Origin of the sequence: Clostridium bornimense, from assembly GCF_000577895.1 — a bacterium.
Lineage (GTDB): Bacteria > Bacillota > Clostridia > Clostridiales > Clostridiaceae > Clostridium_AN > Clostridium_AN bornimense.
In genome coordinates, this window is record NZ_HG917868.1 from 1,047,310 (window position 1) to 1,062,884 (window position 15,575).

Consider the following 15,575-nt stretch of genomic DNA (forward strand, 5'->3'; position numbering starts at 1 on the left):
TAATATATGAAGGTTAGTATTAAGGAGGGGGCATATTTGATAAACACATTATCAAGAATAAGTGTTAAAGGTAAACATAAAGAAACTAATGAAGAGAGTATAGAGAAAAGGGCGATTAAGGATGATAAGGCATTTGAGAAGCTTATGGAATACTATAAAGAATATTTGTACAAGACTGCATATTTATATGTAAAAAATGAAGCTGATGCATTAGATATAGTTGGGGAAACAATTTATAAGGGGTTTATTAGTAGAAAGAAACTTAAAGATCATACTCTTTTTAAAACTTGGATAACTAGAATACTTATAAATAATGCAATAGATTTATTAAAGAAGAAAAAGAAACTATCTAGTGTGGATAATAATGATTTGTTTGTAGCAGGGAAAAATATGGATGACGTTATAAAGTACATAGATTTATATGATGCCATAGATCTTCTAAATATAAAGTATAAGAATGCAATAATAATGAGATATTTCAACGGAATGACTATAGAGGAGATAGCTAAGGTTATGGATTTGCCGGAGGGAACGGTGAAAACTTATTTACATAGAGGAAAACAATGTTTGGCAAGATTGTTAAAGGAGGAGGAGTAAATGAGTAAGTTTGATGAAATAAAAATTCCAATGAATATAGAAGACGTTATAAGAAAAGAGATAAAGAGAGGGAAGCGATATCAAAGAAGGAGGAAAATTGAAGTTGTTATAATAGCTATTACAATAATTGTCGCAGTACTAGCTATAATAAAATCTGAAAATATATTTTATAAAAATTATTTGGAGTCAAAACATAAAGACGAAAAAGGAAATATAAATTCATTATATGATAAAGAGATAAATGAGTATAAAAATGAAATAAATAAGAGTTCTGAGGATAATGATGTAGTTATGACACTCAAAGAAGCAATTTTAGATAATAATAATTTAATAGTACAGATAAATGTGGATTACAGTAAGTATCTATCTAAACATAATGAGGAGGTTAATATTGATAGAGAAGAAATAGACATTAAGAATATTAGTTTGTATAGCTATGAATCAACAATAGATGGAAATACTGTGAGTCTTATTTCTGATATATTAAAATTTAATAGTGTAGATAATTGTGATATTGTACTTAATTTTTTAGTAGAAGATTTTAATGATAGTGATACTCATGATGTAAACTTATCTATAAGTAAGGTTTTTATTCAAAGAATAGATATTAACTCAAGTATGTCTATAGATGGGAATTGGAATTTTAATTTTGGAGTTGATAATAAGTTATTAAATAAAGTTAATGTAAAAATGATAAATAAAGAAATATATGTTCCGAATGATAACCCTATAGATATTCAGCATATGGATATAAGTGAAGTTCGTGTATCTCCTATATCTATAAATGTTAAATATATAAAATATTCAGGTAGGGGTTCAAATAATATAGTGTATTTTACTGTTGAAGATGAAAAAGGTAATAAACTAGAAAATCTATATGTAGACGAAAGTCACAGTCAGTGGTGTTATGCAGAATATATTATACCAGAAGATGCTAAAAAGCTAGTAATCAAACCATATATAGAATATTTATATGGAGAAAGTGAAGCAAGAGAAACGGAAATACAGTGGTTTGAAAATGATTTTATAGAGATTGAATTAAAATAAAAATAAGGGGTGTAGCACAAAAATTAACTGGATTAGTGCTACGACCCTATTTAATAATATAGTAAAATCTTATGAAACTGTTGTTTTTGATAATTTTTTATTATAAAAGAAAGTAAATAATGCTGCAGTTAAAATTAAAGCATATCCAATATAACTAAGTATATCAGGGATTTCACCCCAAAGAATAAATCCGATGATAGCAGCAAAAATTATATTAGTATAATCAAAAATAGATATTTCTGAAGCCGGAGCATACTTATAAGCATTAGTTATTGCAAATTGACCAACTGATGCAAATACACCAGCCAGCATTAAGTAAGTAAATTCTGTTAGAGAAAGAGGTTTGAAGTTAAATAACATAAATACTCCTGTTACTATCATGGAAAAAGATGAAAAGAAAAATACGATAGTAGCAGGTGCTTCTTTATCTCTTAAGTATCTTACAAAGGTGTAAGCAGCTCCAGCGGAAGCACCAGAAATAAATCCAATTAAATACGGAATTGTTTCAACATCAAAAGATGGTTTTATAATAAATAAACTTCCTATAAATGCAATAATTACAGCAGTAATTTGTGTTAGTGATATTTTTTCTTTTAAGAATAAGTATGAAAAAAGTATAAGAAAAAATGGTGAAAGTTTATTTAGCATTGAAGAATCTGAAAGATTCATATGACCAATTGCATAAAAATTAAATATAATTCCTAAGGTTCCCGCAAAGCTACGACCTATAAGAGCCATTCTATTTTCTTTTTTTCCAATTAAAGATTGCTTGTTTTTTATAATCATAAATAATGCCACTAAAAATGAAACTAAGTTTCTAAAAAAGGCTTTTTCCATTGAAGGAACATCACCTGCTAATTTCACAAAAGTACTCATAAGAGCAAATCCTAGTGCTGAAATTATGAGAAAAAATATTGCTAAGTTTTTATTTTTCATATAATCCTCCTAAATAATTTACGATAACAGTTATCAGTGTACAATTCACAATGGTGTACTGAATAGGGCTATCGCTTACGAAATTTATTCGTTATTGCGACAGCCCCTTAATTTATAAAAATTATTTTATAACTATATTAACTAATCTACCTTTAATAACGATAACTTTAACTACTGTTTTATCACCTATAGCAGCTTTTACAGAATCATTATCTAAAGCAGCAGCTTTAATTTCTTCTTCTTCTAGTCCACTAGCAATATTAATTTTAGCTTTAATTTTACCGTTAACTTGAATTGCTATTTCAACTTCATCTTTAACAAGAGCAGATTCATCACATACTGGATATTTTGCATTAAATACAGAATCATTGTTTCCAAAAGCTTCCCAAAGATCTTCAGCTAAGTGAGGGGCAAATGGAGCAAGTAACTTAATATAATCTATGCAAGTGTCTTTTAAGAAATTAAGATTCTTGTCTTTTTCATTGATATATTTAGAAAGTGCATTTGTGAATTCCATCATTCTTGCTATAGAAGTATTAAATTGGAATTTTTCTGTATCGGTTTCTACGCTCTTAATAGTATGATTTCTAACGAAGTTAAGTTCTTTTTCTAGTTTATCCATTGTATCTTTATTATTTTCACCAGATTTTATAGCAGCTAAAGCAGTTCCAAGAATTCTTTCCATTCTTTCAACGAATTTGCTTATAGATTTGATACCATCATCACTCCAAGCTCCACCTTCTTCATATTGGAAGCCAAACATTAAGTATAGTCTAAATACATCAGCACCATATTCTTTGATATAGTCATCTGGAGAAATAGTATTTCCTTTAGATTTACTCATTTTTAGTCCATCTGGTCCAAGGATAAGACCTTGATGTTTTAATGAAGTAAATGGTTCGTCAAAATTAAGATATCCCATGTCTCTTAATGCTTTATTAATAAATCTTGCATATAGAAGGTGCATACAAGCATGTTCTGGTCCTCCAACATACATATCTACTGGTAACATTTTATTTACTATCTCAGAGTCAAATGGTTTTTCGGTATTATGAGGATCTGCATATCTTAAGTAGTACCAAGAAGAACATACAAATGTATCTAAAGTATCTGCATCTCTCTTAGCTGGTTTGCCACATTTAGGACATGTAGTATTAATAAATTCGTCACATTTAGCTAATGGTGATTTTCCATCTGGAGTAAATTCTACATTGTATGGTAGTTGTACTGGAAGATCTTTTTCCGGTACTGGAACAACGCCACAGTGATCGCAATGAATAACTGGGATAGGTGCTCCCCAATATCTTTGTCTAGATACTAGCCAGTCTCTCAATCTATAGTTAACTTTTAAAGAACCATTCTTAGATTCTTCTAGTTTTTTAACAATTGCTAATTTTGCTTCATCGCCTTTTAATCCATCAAATTCACCAGAGTTTACAAGTAGTCCATACTCAGTAAATGGAAGGTCTCCACCTTCAATAACTCTTGTTATTGGTAAATTGTATTTAGTAGCAAATGCAAAATCTCTTTCATCATGAGCTGGAACAGCCATAACAGCTCCAGTACCATATGATGCAATTACATAGTCACCAACCCATATTGGTACTTCTTTTCCGTTGATTGGATTAATAGCGTAGGCACCAGTAAATACACCAGTTTTTTCTCTTGTAATAGATTGTCTTTCTATTTCAGATTGTTTTGCAGTAGCTTCTTTATAACTTTCGATTTCTGCCTTATACTCATCTTTTACTACTTCGTCTACTAATGGACTTTCTGGTGCTAAAACAACATAAGTAACACCATTTAGAGTGTCTACTCTTGTTGTAAATACATCAAATTGAACATCGCTATCTTTAACTTTAAAAGTTACTTCTGCTCCATTTGATTTTCCGATCCAATGACGTTGCATAGCTTTAGTTTTTTCAGGCCAATCTAAATCATCAAGTTTTTCTAATAATTCATCTGCATAATCAGTAATTTTGAAGAACCACTGAGTAAGATTTTTTTTAGTTACTTCGGAATTACATCTTTCACAAGCACCATCAACTACTTGTTCATTAGCTAAAACTGTGTTACATGAAGGACACCAGTTCACTGGAGCATTTTTTCTATAAGCTAATCCTTTTTCATAAAGTTTTAAGAATAACCATTGAGTCCATTTATAATAATCTTCAGAGCAAGTTATTACTTCATTTTCCCAGTTGAACATAGCTCCCATAGCCTTTAATTGTTCTTCCATTGTTTTTATATTTTTAAAAGTAGAGTCTTTTGGATGAATGCCTGTCTTTATAGCATAGTTTTCAGCAGGTAATCCAAAAGCATCAAAGCCCATTGGTTGAAATACGTTGTAGCCGTGCATTCTTTTAAATCTAGCCCAAGAATCTACAGGACCGTAGTTAAACCAGTGACCAGCATGAAGTTTAGCTCCTGATGGATAAGAAAACATTTCAAGAACATATAGTTTCTTATCTAGATTACTTCCATCAAATTTATAAGTTTCATCTTCACTCCATTTTTTTTGCCATTTAGCATCAATTTTAGTTGAGTACTTTTCCATTTTTTTAATCGCTCCTTTTATCATAAAAGTTAATAAATAACATAAAAAAGCTTTCGTCTCAAATTTAGAGACGAAAGCTATACTTCCGCGGTACCACTCTAGTTAAGTATAATCATACTTCACTTACAAAATAACGGCTTTTACCGTGCTAATTTTTTAAATTAGCAAGCTCCATGATAAGTTCATGCTATTCCTTACTGTTTTACACCAACCAACAGTTCTCTTAACTAAGAAATTTAGCATTACTACTTCATTTCAATGCTTAATATAAAGTTATAATATTACTTTATATAAAATAATATTTATTGTCAAGGAAAAGAAATATTAAATTTATTTTGGAATTATATATTATTCAATAAAAGTTTACTATTTTGAATATCAAAATTAGTGTATAATACTATAGGAAGATAACTAGAAAGGAGTAATTTAATGTTTTTAGTGAAAGGTTTTTTAGCTTCAACTTTTAAACCAGAAGAATATAAAGAAGTAAGAAAAAAAGGCATGCAATATGGTTTTTTATATCTATTTATAGCTATATTATTATTTACTGTAATTACTGTTATACCAGTGATAGGGCCTATGCAAAAAACATTTAATAAAATAACAAATGAAGTTATACCTCCATTTACTATAAAAAGTGGTGAAATGTCACTTAAAAATGGGGAAGACTTTTATGAAAAAGAATTAGATGGTTCAGTATTTATGGTAGATTTAAATGCGGAAAATGATAATACAGATCAATTTAACAAATATATAAGTGGAATATTAATTAGTAAAAATAAAATTTATATAAAAACACCTAATGAAAGTATGGATTTTAATATAGATAAAAGATTTAACATAGATGATGAAGAAATTAAAAAGTTTATGCCTATGATGAAAATAGGAATGATAATATCATTTTTCTTTATTATAGTGGTAAATTTTATTAGCTATTTATGGGTAAGTCTAATAATTGCATTGGTTGGAAATATAGCTAAATCTATATTGAAAGTAAATTTATCTTTTAAAGAGTTGTTCAATATGGCCTTATACTCTTTGACTACACCATTATTAGTTGTATTAATAATGAGTTTTGTATATCCATTGTCGTCAGATGCTAACACATTTATCATTATGGTATTAGGGGCTATAACAATAATAAGAGGAATAAAATCAATGAAAGTCAATATAAATGTTTAGAGAAGATAAATTATTTAATTTTATATCTACAAAAATATTATAGGAAGTAGTACACAGGAGGAGAAAAAGATGAATTTTTTTAAGTATTTTGCAATAGCGATAGCTAAACCTAAACAGTATCATAAATTTATGAAAGTTAGTTTAAAGAAAGGTTTTTTATACTTATTTATTTTAGTACTTTTAACAAGTATACCATATATATTTTATAGTGCTAAAAACAACAAAGATATTTACGAAAAATTACAAGTTATATCTACAATTGTAAAAAATGATATCCCTGATTTTGAAATGACAAAAGATAAACTTACTATAAAAGAAGATGTTTCTATTGATAAGGATATAGATGGAATTAGAGTTATAGTAGATAAAAATAAAGATATAGAAGTTTCAGAAATAGCAAAAATGGGATCAGCTGTAGTTTTAGATAAGAATAAAATTGCTATTGTAGCAAATGGTCAAGGATCAGTGACTTCTGTTCCAAATGAAAAGTTAGAAGACAATAAGCTAACTAAAGCTGATTTGCAAAAGCAAGTGGATGAAGGTTATATTCCAGCAAAAAAGAATGCTTCTAAAGTAGGTGTAGCAAGTTTAATAAGTAATACATTGGTTAACTATGGACTATTTTTAATAGTTACAGCAATAGTAGCAGGAGTTTCAATTGTTACAGCTAAAAACTTATATATTAAGATGTCATATAAAGATTTATTTAGGATTTCTTTATTTGCTATGACAACATCAATTTTTGTAAATCTATTTGTTATGTTCTCACCAACTTTATCAAAGGGTGGAATTATATTTGTTATAGCGCCAGCATTGATTTATATGTGGTTTGGATTAAAGCATATAAAATTAAATGGATATGCTGAAGAAATTTCATATAAAGAGGAGCCTAAGAGAGTAGAACCTAAGCTATAATAAAAAAGCCTCAAGATAACTTTTGTTATTTTGAGGCTTTTTCGTATATTGCAATTAAAGATTTTTTATCCATAAAGTAGTTAACAATGTAGCCCATTAATATGACACCAGGAATATCTATGATAAGTCTAGCTATTGTAAATTTATATCCTAGAGATGAAAATTCAAATAGCAATGTGGAAATTTTTACAACACACCAAGTGTTCATAAAAATAATTATATTACTAAACCTTGCACCTTTTTTAAGAAGAACTGTGGTAAATGGAAAAGCTGCATACATGGGTCCAGCAGCAATAGAAGCAATTAGCATTGATAGAAATATACCAATAAGTCCAGAGTTATTCCCCATATACTTAATTAATTTTTCTCTAGGAACCCATACATCAATAAGTCCTAGTAAAATCATAATAGGAGGTAATACAGAAATCATTTGTACAAAGCTATCTGTTGCACTTAGAATACTTTTATATCCGATAGACTTATTTAGCAATGATATTATAATAAGTAAAGTTAGAGAAAAAGCAAAGAACTTATATCTTTTAATTACTTTTATAAAATTATTCATAAGAACATCATTACCTTTCTGATTAAAATTGCTACAATAAAGGAAAATAGAAAAGCAATAAAATTTCTAAGAATGGCAGCTTTTTTGCCAATATATTGAGATTCTAATGATATAGTCATTATTCCTACTAATGTTAAAGTAGATATTAGAGCTGCGACTTGGGGATATCCTGCATTATTTTGAAGTAACATATTTCCAGTTGAAAAGGCCACAAAGGTTGGCATAAGTACAATTGAACCTATTAATGCTGAAAGGACTATCCCAAGAAATCCTGAGCTATTACCGATTAATTTTGAAATAGTGGAAGGTTCGACAATTGAAAGAATGATTCCCACAATTATTATGATACCTAAAAATTGTGGCATTATTTTTTCAAAAGAAGTAACTGATATTTTTAGAGAATGTATAGTTTTTTTCTTATCCTTTAGAAAAGAGATTATCAATAATACAAGTGATAGGGTATATAAGATAATTGCTGTCATAATACCTCAATTATAAAAATTATTACGTTATTATGATATGCAGGATTATTAATGATTGTTACATATAAATAGAAAGGGGGCTGTCGAACAAAGGAGTGTGGTAGCTTTTTCAGCAAAATAGAGTAAATGAAAGGTATAGTGCAGGGCACAAGTATCAGGGCACAAGGCACAGGTATGGATGAAATTTTAAGTTTTTAGTTGAATGATATAAGTTAGGCTATGTCTCTTATTTATATCACAGCTAATATAAAAGTCATTGCAGGGGGCTAATGAAGGTTGCACCTTCATATAGCTTGGTAAATATATGGATTTATAGTAAATATGAGAACGCATTGCTGTCCGCAGGACTATAATAAAATTCCTTCCCAAGAGGAATTTTCACCTTACTTGTGCCCTGTGCATTCTAACCTGTGCCATGACTAAAGGAGGTATCGCTAACAACTTTTTGTTTGTTAATACGACACCCCATTTTTTAAAACTTCAATTTTTTTAGATACTTTTCGTTTATTTCATGTATTAGTAATGAGATAATAAAATCAGCCACTAGAAATACTATATTGGCACCGAGGATTAATAGTGTAATAGGTAATTTAAATTTAAGTGTAGTAATATCAACCACAAGATTACTTACAACTAAGTAAATCATTACTAATGATATGTTGAAATATATAATTTTTAATGGAATCTCTAAGTAAAGTTTTTTAAGTTTTTCTATAAATAACTTAAAAAATCCATAAGTACCAAAAAGAATTATGTAAGAAATAACATTACCTCTTAATCCAATTAGCAAAATACCAAGAATAGATGTGGATATATATATAGCTAATGCAGTTTTGATATTAGTCCATATTATTGCTATTGGTATTATTAAAGCTAGTATAGCTAATATTGTTATTTTATTAGTAGGTAGCAATGAAGAAATATATAAAGCTATAACGGATAAAGCAGTAAGGATACCACCTCTTGTTATATTAGATACATTTTTCATATAATAACCTCCCATAAAAGTTTAACAGCAAGAAATTAAATCTCCACCAAAGCATTCACAGCAGCAATCAGAGCAGACTAAACATTGGCACATATCGCAGGCTGAGCATCCTTGATTACCATAGGTATTGTAATTTCTATATTGTTGATTTTGTCTATTCATAGCATTTAACATAGAAGAATATTCTCTATTATATGGATCCATTGAACAAGCTGTTCTAAAATAGTTGTAAGCACTATCATTCCAATTACGTCTAGCATGAACCATTCCCATTAGGAAGTTCCATTCTGCATTTCTATTTGTAATATTATTTAGCATAGATTCAGCTTGTGCTATATTTCCATTTTGAATAGCAAATCTAACTTGAGTAAATTCATTATTATTATTATTATTTGTATAATTATTGTTAGAGTAGTTATTATTGTAGCTACTATTTGATTTTATTTTATCATATGCTTCATTAACTTCTTGAAGTTTTTCTTCAGCTAGTTTTTTTAGAGGATTATCTCCATATTGATCTGGATGATATTCTCTTATTAATTTTCTATATGCTTTTTCAATTTCTTCTTTAGAGGCATTAGGCGATACTCCTAATACTTCATATGGATTCTTTGCCACTAGTTCCACACTCCTTACAATTGTTAACATTAAGTATTTTATCCATTTTCATTATTAAACCTAGGCTAAGAATATTTTTTATGATTTCTTTATTCTTTTTTAGATTTATATTATCAAGTTCATTAAAGGCTATTCTTCCACATGTCGTAAGATTGAACTCAATTCTTTCTAAAATAGAAGACCTAAATTCTTGATATGGAAGATTTTCTTTATTTAATATATCATTTAATGGATTAAATTTATTTTTTTGCATATCTTTTTCTAAGTCATCAATGGCATCTATTAAATATATCCATTTACCTAAATTATAACCTAAGTTATAAAGATTTTCATCGTTTGAATTGTAAACAGATATTAAATATCCTGTTAAGTGAGCAAATGGATGAGAAATTTCATCAATAGATTGTGCAATTCCACCTTTTTCAAGTTGTGATAGATTATAAAGGTTCTTTTCTATTTCTAGCAAAATTTTATCAGAGTCTTTGGGGAATTTTTTAAAATATCCTTTTAAAATAAAAGATAAAAAGGATGAGGTAATTGATTTATCATCTTGTTTATCATCTACAAGTTTAAAATAAGTCAATGCAACATTACAAAATGCTGCATATGATAAAGCTTTATTATCTAATACATAAGGCTTTTTTTTATGTGGGTGGACAAAGCATCTTTCTGATTGTACATATGTACCATTAGATTCAATGGAATCTAATAAAATTGCTAAGAATGTCATATCATAACTAAGAGTCATTCTTGGCAATTGCCCAAAGTTCTTCTTTATACTCTTACAAACGCCGCAATAATAAGCTTTAAAAAGTTCATATTCTTTAACCTTAAGTTCCATTTTATTAGGTAAAACATATCCAAACATTAAATTCCTTTTGTAACTCCTTCATTATCTAATATTTCATATATAGTTTTTGAAGTAGTGTCTTCCATAGTATATCCTAGAAGATTAACAACTTCTTTTAGTTCTTCTTCGCTATTTGTTTCTATTTCTAGATATGGAAATGGACAAAAACTTTTATCGTTTATATCTATTTCAATTAATGTATTTTTATATTTATAGCTTTCTCTATATTTTTTAATAGATTCTACTAGTATCAACCCAAGAGAAGTAAAAATATTTTTTCCCGTTTCACTATCAGAAATTATTACTTCATTTTCATCCATAACTTTATATGGAGTTTGTGAGATAAGTTTTTTTGTAGTCATAAAATTTATAGTTTCATTATTTAACAAGTCTTCTATAATTCGTATTCTTGCATAGCCTTTTTTGTTTAGTAATCTTCTATCTTCAAAATCATATATGTTGTTAATTTGATTTTCTTTTTTTACTAGTTGAAGGTTATGTTTTTTTACTATAGATCTTATATTATCTACATCTATTTTAATGATACGAGTCTCCATTTCTTGCATGTAAAGTCACCTCATTTTTTATATTTATTATATAATGTTAAGAATTTTGTGATATATATATTTACTATACTACATTACTTCAACCTAATAAGCAATTCCAAGAAAATTTATATATAGGTATTTGTTTTTTTTCTGTAGTGTTATATTATTAATATGTTATTTAAATATAAGAAGGAGGAAAAATCCTTGGATTATATAAATGAAATTCATTTAAAAGAAGCTATTGTACATATATTAGATCAAAACTCAGATGAACCGATACTTACGGAATATCCATTAATTTTAACAGAAGATATAGATGAATATTTAACTAAGCATTTAACTAAATCTTTAAAGGATGAAGAGTTGAAATATGGATACTTTAAAGATGGAAGAATAATTGTAAATGAGACGTCGTTAGAATATTTTAATGGAAATATAAATTTTGTAGATATGTCAAAAGAGTTAGCTAGAAAATTTTTTGCAATAATGAAGGGAAATGGAACGATAGGATCTTGTGATTTGCTTATAGTTAGTTTCCTTACAGATTTAGGACCTATGATAGGTATACTTAAATTAGATTACATAAAAAATTATGCTCATGTTGTAGATTTTGTTAATGATAAAATAGGTATAAAGATAGTAGAACAATATTCTGGGCTTCCAGCTGCATCTCAAAAATTACAAAAATGTGCATTTGTTAAAAGTGAACGAGGTACTAGTGATCTTCTTGTTATAGATAAAATAAATAAAAAGGAAGAACAAGAGGGATATGTAAGTAATTATTTTATTGAGAATTACTTAGAGTGCACATTAGAAAAAACAAGTAGAGATAAAACAAAAGAGTTTATAACTAATGCAGAAAAATGGACACAAAAAGCTTTTAAAGAAAATGCAGAAAGTGCTAATGAGGTAAGAAATACAATTAAGAAAAAGCTTCGTGAAGAAGATTCTATAAATATAGAGAGTTTAGCTACAGAAATGTTTCATGATAATGAAGAAGCAAAAGAAAGTTTTAATACCTATTTACTTGAAAAAGGTGTTAAGGATACTATAGATCTTGATAAAAATTATATAGAGAAAAAGTTAAAAAGAGTCAGACTTAAGATAGATAAAGATATAGATATTTATCTAAGTGAGGAGGCTTATAATGATAACATGAGGTTTGAGATTAAACCAAATGGTGATGGTTCAGTTAATATGATAATAAAGAATGTTATTAATTATATCGAAAAATAAATTGAGTATAATACTAAAGAAGAGTAAAGGAGGAATATGGAATGAATATTGATATTAAAAATGTAGATTTATCTACTGTAGAAGCAATGATAATTCCTGTATATCAGGATAAAGTTAATAATTGTGAATGGGTAGAAAAAATAAAAAAATCTAATGCTTTCAAAGGAAAAGAAGGTGAAGTGTTTTACTTTACTAAAGAAGAAGGCGGATTAAAATATGAAATTCTTGTTGGTCTTGGAGAATATGAAAAATCAAGTGCTGAAATATTAAGAAGCTCAATAGCAAAAGCTACTAAGAAAGCTAAAGAACTAAAAGTTAAAACTTTAGGAATCCAATTTACAGAAAGTAAAAACATATGTGTTGGAGGAACTGTTAAAGCTATTGCAGAAGGTTCTAGACTTGCTTTATATACTTTTAATAAATATAAAAGTAAGAAAGAAGAATATGATGTAGATATTTTTATTTCTAAAGTACCAGAAGAAAAGATAGCAAAAGCAACTGAAAGATTAGAAGAAGTAAATAATATAATAGATGGAGTAATTATAGCTAGGAACTTAGTAAATGAACCAGCTAATGTAATATATCCAGAAACTTTAGCTAGTGAAGCAGAATCTATTGGAAAAGATAGTGGATTTGAAGTAGAGGTATTTGGAGAAGATAAAATAAAATCTTTAGGGATGGAAGCATTTTTAACTGTTGGTATGGGTTCGGATAAAAAACCTAAGCTTATAGTTATGAGATATATGGGAGATAAGGATAGTGAGGAAATTACAGGGCTAGTAGGTAAGGGTCTAACTTATGATACTGGTGGATATTCTTTAAAGCCAAATGATTCAATGAAAGATATGAAGAGTGATATGGGTGGTGCTGCTGCAGTTATAGGAACTATTAGTGCTCTTGCTAAAAATAAAGTTAAACAAAATGTTATTGCAGTAGTAGCAGCTTGTGAAAATGCTATTTCAGGTGGAAGTTATAAACCAGGTGATATAATAAGTTCAATGGCTGGAAAAACTATAGAGGTTCTTAATACAGATGCGGAAGGGAGACTTACATTAGCAGATGCAGTAACATATATAGTAAGAAAAGAAAAAGTAACAAAAGTTATAGATGTAGCAACACTTACAGGAGCAGCTCTTATAGCTCTTGGAGAAACAACTACAGCGGTAGTTTCTAATAATGATGAATTCTATGGTAAATTAATAAAAGCATCAGAAAAGACTGGTGAACATTTTTGGAGATTACCAGGTTATGATGAATATAAGAAAATGATAAAATCAGATATTGCAGATCTTAAAAATGTTGGAGGAAGATTGGCTGGAACTATAACAGCAGGATTATTTGTAGGTGAATTTGTTGAAGAGAAGCCATGGTTACATTTAGATATAGCAGGTACATCTTGGACATCTACGCCTGTTTCAGAATATGTAGTAAAAGGGGCTACAGGAGCACCAGTTAGAACTCTTTATTATTTAGTTAAGGGTCCATGTGGTTGTGGAAGCCATAAATAAAATTCATAATTTTAAAAAGTGAAGGTGCATAAAGAATATGTAAGGCTTTACCGATAAGTTTGATTGAGTAAAAGCAAGGCACAAGTATGATGGCACAAGGCACAGGTATGGATGAAATTCCTGCGGAATTTCTGAAATTTTAAGTTTTTAGTTGAATGATATAAGTTAGGCTATGTCTCTTATTTATATCACAGCTAATATAAAAGTCATTACAAGGGGCTAATGAAGGTTGCACCTTCATATAGCTTGGTGAATATATGGATTTATAGTAAATATGAGAACACATTGCTGTCCGCAGGACTATAATAAAATTCCTCCTTAAGAGGAATTTTCACCTTACTTGTGCCCTGTGCCATAATAAAAGGAACTATTGTTGACGAATTTTCATTCGTTAATGCGATAGTTCCTTTTTTTATGTTTATTTTGGATTTATATATTTATTAGTAGTTTTAGTAAAACTATCCCATTGAACACTTAATTTTATATCACCAGCACCGATGGCTTTTAATTTAAATTCAAAAGGGTTATCTCCATCTATTTTTTCAACAACTTTTTCATCAAAAGTGATGATAGGATTTGAAAATTCATATTTCTCTAAAGTTCCATTATTTAAAACAAATTGATTATTTAAAGAAGATAAATCCATAGTTTTATTAGTATTAGTTGATTGTTTATTTGAAGTTTTAGTGGTTTTATTAGATTTACCTTGAATTTTTACTTCTAACTCTTCATCGACCTTTACTTTAGTAGTAGGAATTCCGACAACTTCAATATCATCTATGCATAGAACTTTTGCAGAGGTATCTATAAGTCCTGAGGATACCTTAATAGTAGCTTCTGATAAGCCACTAAATCCGAAGGTAGCAGATCCTTTTGAAGTTTTAAAATCTTTTATGTTATCTCCAGAAATCTCAATTTTTTCATCTAGGTTAGAAAGAATATTATTTTCTTTATCGGTAAGATATAAATTAAATGTAGCCTTTTCGCTAGACTTATAAATATATTTATTACTTGCAATAGTAACATTAAAATATTTATTAAATAGTTCTTTATACATAGAATCCTTTGTATCATTATATTTAGATACAAGTAAGTCATATACTTCCATGGTCTTATTTTGTTTGAATTTAAGATCAATTAAAGCATTAAGATATTCTTCACCGTTACTTAAGGAAGTACTTTCATTAAGTAGAGCTTCTGCTTCAGAATACTTTTCAAGCTTAATATATGTTCTTGTAAGTCCCATAATTATATCAGGATTAGTGCGATCTACTTTTAAGGCCTCTTTATATTTTTCTAGAGAAAGATCAAATTTTTTATCTTCATAATATCTAGAAGCTAATAATAGATTTAATTTAAAGTTAGTGGAATTTTTAGATGATATATAGATATAAATTGTAAAACCAACTAAAAATATAATAATAGAACTTATGATTAATGGTTTATGATTTTTTTTCTGTTTTCTTTTACTAAAACTACTATTTAATGTACTATACTTATTAAATTTAGTTTTTCTACTTCTACGTAGCAAAATCTCACTTCCTTG

General features: G+C 28.2%; 15 protein-coding genes and 1 other annotated feature. Of the genes, 6 read left to right on the top strand and 9 right to left on the bottom strand.

What is annotated here, in order from left to right; all coding sequences use genetic code 11:
- The first annotated feature begins 36 nt into the window (after positions 1 to 36).
- The gene (locus CM240_RS04615; RefSeq protein WP_242838491.1) at positions 37 to 597 is read left to right on the top strand and encodes a sigma-70 family RNA polymerase sigma factor; all 561 of its coding nucleotides are present in this window, start codon (positions 37 to 39) and stop codon (positions 595 to 597) included.
- On the top strand, positions 598 to 1,644 hold the full coding sequence (locus CM240_RS04620) for a DUF4179 domain-containing protein (protein WP_044036950.1): 1,047 nt from the start codon (positions 598 to 600) through the stop codon (positions 1,642 to 1,644).
- 69 nt (positions 1,645 to 1,713) lie between these two features.
- Here CM240_RS04620 and CM240_RS04625 read toward each other — a convergent pair whose 3' ends face one another.
- Both CM240_RS04625 and leuS read right to left on the bottom strand, forming a co-directional pair.
- Entirely contained in the window at positions 1,714 to 2,580 is an 867-nt protein-coding gene (locus CM240_RS04625; protein WP_044036951.1) for a DMT family transporter, read from the bottom strand.
- A 121-nt stretch (positions 2,581 to 2,701) separates the two neighbouring features.
- Entirely contained in the window at positions 2,702 to 5,137 is a 2,436-nt protein-coding gene (gene leuS, locus CM240_RS04630) for a leucine--tRNA ligase (protein ID WP_044036953.1), read from the bottom strand.
- 63 nt (positions 5,138 to 5,200) lie between these two features.
- Positions 5,201 to 5,405: a binding site (T-box leader), on the bottom strand.
- 161 nt (positions 5,406 to 5,566) lie between these two features.
- Between leuS and CM240_RS04635 the strand changes: the two genes are divergently transcribed.
- Both CM240_RS04635 and CM240_RS04640 read left to right on the top strand, forming a co-directional pair.
- The gene (locus CM240_RS04635) at positions 5,567 to 6,319 is read left to right on the top strand and encodes a DUF1189 domain-containing protein (RefSeq protein WP_044036955.1); all 753 of its coding nucleotides are present in this window, start codon (positions 5,567 to 5,569) and stop codon (positions 6,317 to 6,319) included.
- 69 nt (positions 6,320 to 6,388) lie between these two features.
- Entirely contained in the window at positions 6,389 to 7,234 is an 846-nt protein-coding gene (locus tag CM240_RS04640) for a DUF1189 domain-containing protein (protein WP_044036957.1), read from the top strand.
- A gap of 25 nt (positions 7,235 to 7,259) precedes the next feature.
- Here CM240_RS04640 and CM240_RS04645 read toward each other — a convergent pair whose 3' ends face one another.
- The 6 genes from CM240_RS04645 to CM240_RS04670 all read right to left on the bottom strand — a co-directional run bounded on the left by CM240_RS04645 (position 7,260) and on the right by CM240_RS04670 (position 11,303).
- A complete protein-coding gene (locus CM240_RS04645; RefSeq protein WP_156930506.1) occupies positions 7,260 to 7,799 on the bottom strand; it encodes a permease in 540 nt (179 codons plus the stop codon).
- Complete coding sequence (locus tag CM240_RS04650; protein ID WP_044036959.1) at positions 7,796 to 8,281, bottom strand: hypothetical protein; 486 nt, start codon at positions 8,279 to 8,281, stop codon at positions 7,796 to 7,798. The genes CM240_RS04645 and CM240_RS04650 overlap by 4 nt, the downstream gene beginning before the upstream one ends.
- 472 nt (positions 8,282 to 8,753) lie before the next feature.
- Positions 8,754 to 9,269 carry a hypothetical protein gene (locus CM240_RS04655; protein WP_044036962.1) on the bottom strand — a complete coding sequence of 172 codons (516 nt, stop codon included), beginning with the start codon at positions 9,267 to 9,269 and terminating at the stop codon, positions 8,754 to 8,756.
- A 21-nt stretch (positions 9,270 to 9,290) separates the two neighbouring features.
- Positions 9,291 to 9,887, bottom strand: coding sequence for a J domain-containing protein (locus tag CM240_RS04660; protein ID WP_044036964.1), 597 nt, complete (start codon positions 9,885 to 9,887; stop codon positions 9,291 to 9,293).
- Complete coding sequence (locus CM240_RS04665; RefSeq protein WP_044036965.1) at positions 9,868 to 10,755, bottom strand: DUF5685 family protein; 888 nt, start codon at positions 10,753 to 10,755, stop codon at positions 9,868 to 9,870. The genes CM240_RS04660 and CM240_RS04665 overlap by 20 nt, the downstream gene beginning before the upstream one ends.
- Positions 10,755 to 11,303: a class IV adenylate cyclase gene (locus CM240_RS04670; protein ID WP_044036967.1), complete on the bottom strand. Its 549-nt coding sequence runs from the start codon at positions 11,301 to 11,303 to the stop codon at positions 10,755 to 10,757. The genes CM240_RS04665 and CM240_RS04670 overlap by 1 nt, the downstream gene beginning before the upstream one ends.
- A gap of 186 nt (positions 11,304 to 11,489) precedes the next feature.
- On the opposite strand from CM240_RS04670, the gene CM240_RS04675 reads away from it, so the two are divergent.
- Positions 11,490 to 12,521 (top strand): nucleoid-associated protein, encoded by a 1,032-nt coding sequence (locus CM240_RS04675; protein ID WP_044036969.1) that lies wholly within the window; start codon positions 11,490 to 11,492, stop codon positions 12,519 to 12,521.
- 41 nt (positions 12,522 to 12,562) lie between these two features.
- Positions 12,563 to 14,029 (top strand): leucyl aminopeptidase, encoded by a 1,467-nt coding sequence (locus CM240_RS04680; RefSeq protein ID WP_044036971.1) that lies wholly within the window; start codon positions 12,563 to 12,565, stop codon positions 14,027 to 14,029.
- Positions 14,030 to 14,447: 418 nt separating this feature from the next.
- Here the strand turns inward: CM240_RS04680 and CM240_RS04685 are convergent, their stop codons facing one another.
- Positions 14,448 to 15,560 carry a tetratricopeptide repeat protein gene (locus CM240_RS04685; RefSeq protein ID WP_044036972.1) on the bottom strand — a complete coding sequence of 371 codons (1,113 nt, stop codon included), beginning with the start codon at positions 15,558 to 15,560 and terminating at the stop codon, positions 14,448 to 14,450.
- Positions 15,561 to 15,575: the final 15 nt, after the last annotated feature.

Bases quoted from the DNA above. Each gene is read 5' to 3' on its own strand.
- CM240_RS04620 (WP_044036950.1), top strand. From the start codon at position 598: ATGAGTAAGTTTGATGAAATAAAAATTCCAATGAATATAGAAGACGTT.
- CM240_RS04640 (WP_044036957.1), top strand. From the start codon at position 6,389: ATGAATTTTTTTAAGTATTTTGCAATAGCGATAGCTAAACCTAAACAG.
- CM240_RS04670 (WP_044036967.1), bottom strand. From the start codon at position 11,303: ATGCAAGAAATGGAGACTCGTATCATTAAAATAGATGTAGATAATATA.
- CM240_RS04680 (WP_044036971.1), top strand. From the start codon at position 12,563: ATGAATATTGATATTAAAAATGTAGATTTATCTACTGTAGAAGCAATG.
- CM240_RS04645 (WP_156930506.1), bottom strand. From the start codon at position 7,799: ATGAATAATTTTATAAAAGTAATTAAAAGATATAAGTTCTTTGCTTTT.
- CM240_RS04635 (WP_044036955.1), top strand. From the start codon at position 5,567: ATGTTTTTAGTGAAAGGTTTTTTAGCTTCAACTTTTAAACCAGAAGAA.
- CM240_RS04655 (WP_044036962.1), bottom strand. From the start codon at position 9,269: ATGAAAAATGTATCTAATATAACAAGAGGTGGTATCCTTACTGCTTTA.
- CM240_RS04625 (WP_044036951.1), bottom strand. From the start codon at position 2,580: ATGAAAAATAAAAACTTAGCAATATTTTTTCTCATAATTTCAGCACTA.
- leuS (WP_044036953.1), bottom strand. From the start codon at position 5,137: ATGGAAAAGTACTCAACTAAAATTGATGCTAAATGGCAAAAAAAATGG.
- CM240_RS04650 (WP_044036959.1), bottom strand. From the start codon at position 8,281: ATGACAGCAATTATCTTATATACCCTATCACTTGTATTATTGATAATC.
- CM240_RS04665 (WP_044036965.1), bottom strand. From the start codon at position 10,755: ATGTTTGGATATGTTTTACCTAATAAAATGGAACTTAAGGTTAAAGAA.